Origin of the sequence: Hydrotalea sp. (assembly GCF_049968455.1) — a bacterium.
GTDB lineage: Bacteria > Bacteroidota > Bacteroidia > Chitinophagales > Chitinophagaceae > Hydrotalea.
This window is the reverse complement of record NZ_JBMFQT010000038.1, coordinates 1-4,038: the sequence shown is the minus strand read 5'-3', so window position 1 is coordinate 4,038 and position 4,038 is coordinate 1. Positions and strand designations below refer to the sequence as shown.

At 47.4% G+C, this 4,038-nt stretch carries 3 protein-coding genes; all 3 read right to left on the bottom strand.

The window, feature by feature from the left end:
- Positions 1 to 222: 222 nt before the first annotated feature.
- Positions 223 to 2,652, bottom strand: a complete 2,430-nt coding sequence (locus ACP5P5_RS13395; protein ID WP_428286620.1) for a GumC family protein — start codon at positions 2,650 to 2,652, stop codon at positions 223 to 225.
- Positions 2,653 to 2,673: 21 nt separating this feature from the next.
- A complete protein-coding gene (locus ACP5P5_RS13390) occupies positions 2,674 to 3,483 on the bottom strand; it encodes a polysaccharide biosynthesis/export family protein (RefSeq protein WP_428286619.1) in 810 nt (269 codons plus the stop codon).
- A 315-nt stretch (positions 3,484 to 3,798) separates the two neighbouring features.
- Positions 3,799 to 4,038, bottom strand: a 240-nt coding sequence (locus ACP5P5_RS13385; RefSeq protein WP_428286618.1) for a hypothetical protein, incomplete at its 5' end; no start/stop codon positions are given.

Sequence of the window (4,038 nt, the reverse complement as noted above, 5' to 3'; positions counted from 1 at the left end):
CAACATGAAATATCGTAGACTTATGAAAAATTGCTTGCATAGCCCGGCAGCTTTTGTTGCTTAACGCTGCGCAATCCCCTCCGCTTTACGCCTTTTTGATGAGGCCGATGGGGCACCCTAGCGGTTGAGCTTGCATCCATTTTTTGTCCATCTTTTTCCCTACTGGTTGGTGTCCCCACCAACCATAGGTACTACTTTCCCTTCCCCGGATAGCTACCCCCATTAGCTTTTATCGGGTGGATCAAAGTAGCCTTCCTGGTCGGTTTTACCGTAATACCCATAGCCATAGCCGCGTTTGCTATACAACCCATAGCGGTACATATAGCCATAGCCACCATAGCCATAGCCGTACCCATAATAGCCATAACGACCGCCTAACTGTACATCGTTCACTACTATACAAGCATTGGGCAATTTGTTTTGGGCCACCAAATCCGCAAAAAAGTCCACCTGCTTTTTATAGGTAAACCGTTGCCGAATCAGGTAAATCACCGAATCGGCATAGGCCGTAAAAGCATAGGTATCACTCACCAGTCCTACGGGAGCCGAGTCAATGATGATATAATCATACCGCTCTTTTACCCATTGCATGAAAGCAACTACCTGCTCCCCAATCACCAATTCGGCGGGATTGGGGGGGATGGGACCGGAACGAAAAATATGCAGGTTGGGCAAACTGTCGATGGTGGTAATGGCTTCAGCCGGATTCTGTACCTGACCGATTAAACAATTGGTAATGCCCTTGGGGTTTTGTTGTTCCCCTTCATACACTTCTTTGCGCAGTTTGCGCAAATCGAATTCCAATAATGCCACTTTTTTGGTGGATAGGGATAATACCGCAGCCAGATTCAGGCTGACAAAGGACTTCCCTTCCCCACTCACCGAAGAAGTAACCAAATAGGTAACGGGCTTGGCTTGGCCCTTTACCTGAAACTCCATATTGGTGCGCAAGATGCGAAATTGCTCGGCAATGACATTGCGGGAGCTGGTGACAATAATGTGGCGACCGGCCAATCCCGCATGGCTGATTTCCCCCACAATGGGCTTGTCAATGCGGTGTACAATGTCTTCCCGGGTGGTAACCTTATCGTTCAACAAATCAATGAGGAAGATGATGCCGAAGGGCAGCACAATGCCCAACAACAGCGAAAACATGCGAATATTGTTGGTGCGGGGTTCTACCGGCACGGGGGAAGATACGGCGGGGGTTAACTGCTGATAATTCGATACTGTAGAAGAACTGGAAATAGCGGCTTCTTCCCGCTTTTGCAGCAGGTAGAGGTATAAGCTTTCTTTGATGGATTTTTGGCGATTGATATCCATCAACTCCCGTTCTTTTTCCGGAATGGAAAATAGCAAGGCATCACTCACCGCCAGGTTTTTTTGCTGGTTAGCCAGTTGCTCCCGGAGCGCTTTTTGGTAATTGGCCAGGCTAATCAGCATACTTTTCCTAGTTTGCGCCAATTGATTCTCGAAATCTCCGCTAATCATGCCCCCCGGGGTGATATAGGGAGCATTTTTGTCTTTTTTCAACTGCACTTCATTGTAATTGGCCACCAGGGCCATGAAGGTAGGGTCATCAATGCCCATGCTGGAAGGGATGAGCTTGTGGTTGTTTTCCGGGCGACTGATGTAATCGTTCACCATCGCCGCCATATTCAACTTGGTTTGCAGCCCGTCAATGGCATCCTGAAACGCCTTGGTGGTGGCCGCATATTGCTGGCTCATGATGCCAAGGTCGCTGATATGGTTGCGCTCCTTGTAGTTTTTAATATCTAATTCCAATTGCGTTAATTCCTGTTGCACAATATTCAGGCGCTGGTCAATAAAGGCAATGGAATTGCGGGCCACGCGGTTTTTATCGTCAATGTCTACTATTTTATATTGTTCAATCAGGGTATTCAAAATTTCCTGCCCCCGGAAACGGTTTTCTACCTTAATATTCAGTTGCAGAGTGGTGGTTTTAGGGTTGGGAATGGTAATGGACAAGTCGCCCTGAATTTCGGCAATGGCTTGGGGAATGGGCTCCCACACAATGGTATAGGGAATGGTATTGTCAGTCAATCCCGGATTAGGCACCAATACGAAGCGCATCCCCTCCAGGGTAAGGGTATCATTCCAGCGAAAGGCCTGGCGATGCGCATCCTGATCGGGGCCACCCCAGGTAATTTCACCGCCCGTGAGGGTGTATTCCGGAATAGTAAAACTATAGGCATGGCTGCTATCGGCTATTTGTAAGGGAAGAAGCCGAAAGCCCCCCGCTTTGTCAATTTCATAGCGGTTGATTTTACCCTTGGTAAAATAACGCAGGTTAAATTGGCCGGCTTTCACCACCCGTTCAATGACGGGATAGGACCGCAATTGCTCAATTTCATTGTCTAAATTCACTTTCCGGCCACCGGTTAAAGCAATGGAAACAGGGTCATTGCCGGGGGTTTGGGAAATGGTATTGTCCTCTCCGGGTTTAATGAGCAGCAGGGTGCTGGCATTGTAAATGGGTACGGTATATTTGATATAAATATAGCCCACCCCCACAGAAATCACCACGCTTAAAATAAAGAGGGGCAGGTAGGCTAAGTATTTGAACAACAATTCCCTAAGCTGGTAAGCAGTGGTTTGGGTTTGCTGGTGGGTGGGCGGTGTTTGCTCCATACCATGAATGGGTTTGGTGATTTAAAAAGTACGGTATAGGGTAAGGGTAATAAGGATCAAAGAAGCAATGGTTGAAATGACGCTAATGGTTCGCATGGTATTCGGGTTTTGTTTCAACTGGCGCAATTTGCGGTCATTGGCTTTCACATATACCACATCATTTTGTTGCAATTGGTATTCGGGCGAGGCAAAGGTGTTTTGCACCGAGCGCAGGTCGTACACATAGTGCTGAATACGGCCACTGTCCTGTCGAATCAGCACAACACTATCGCGGCGCCCTTCATCATTGAGTCCCCCACTGGTGTTAATGGCGTCCAAAATGGTGGCAATGCCCGAAGGAAAGGTTTTGATACCTGGATTTTTCACCTCCCCCATCACGCTCACTTTAAACTGGTTGAATTTCACCAGCACCACCGGATTCATGACATAAGTTGCCAATCGGGCCTGCAAGGTATCGCGCAGGGCAGGAATGGTGAGGCCGGCCGCTTTTACCAACCCAATCACCGGCATTTGAATAAAGCCCTCCAGGTCCACAAAATAGCCGGCGGCAGAAGTGCTACCGCCAACGGCACCCTCACCGGCCATGGCGCCATTGCTGCCGGCGGTATTGGCCAAATTGAACAGGGCCGCCTGCTCCTGATTCAAGGTAGCACTGTAAACGGTAATGTTCAACTGGTCGTTGGGTTGTATCACCGGGTTTTGTAGTGGGGTAACGACCACACTGTCTATGTTTTTCTGGAACAGATTAAAATTGCGGTCTAACCGCTTGGCCGGGTTACAAGCTACCAGTGTTAGGATAAGCCCCAAGGCCCATAGTCGTTTTGTTTGCATGTAGGTTACAAATAAAAGGGAAAGTACAGAAACCCCTTGAGTTTTGGATAATTAATTTCAGTTGGTTTTGGAGGGTTTACACAGCTTCGCCACGTGACTCACAGTCGCTTTTTAATGTTTGCTTGTAAAACCGCTATTTCTGCCGGGATCTGCTCCTTTTAGAAACGGAAACAAATATATGGAATTTGGTATGTTGCCGGTCAAGGTGTATCAATTAAGTTTGTTTAAAATTTATACACCTCCGGTTGGCGCTGCAATAGAACAAATATGGTGCCTGAATTTTTTTGGTGGTAGGAGGTCTCCCATCTACCACATCTATACCCTTACCCCGCAGTAGCTGTCATTGGCAATAGCTTTTTTATTGTAGCCAATTACACAAAGCCTATTGCGTTGATGGGAGCATGTGGGGGATGCTGCGGTGTTTCGGAACAGGAGTTCGTTTGCAGAAGCAAGGGTATTTACATTTCCTAAACTAATCTTCTTCACTTTTTGTTTGGATACAAAAAGTGACAAAAAAATCAAGGCTCCATCCGCTTGCCTAAAAATGACGATTAC

Excerpts from the sequence above, each read along its gene's own strand:
- ACP5P5_RS13395 (WP_428286620.1), bottom strand. The coding sequence starts at position 2,652 with ATGGAGCAAACACCGCCCACCCACCAGCAAACCCAAACCACTGCTTAC.
- ACP5P5_RS13390 (WP_428286619.1), bottom strand. The coding sequence starts at position 3,483 with ATGCAAACAAAACGACTATGGGCCTTGGGGCTTATCCTAACACTGGTA.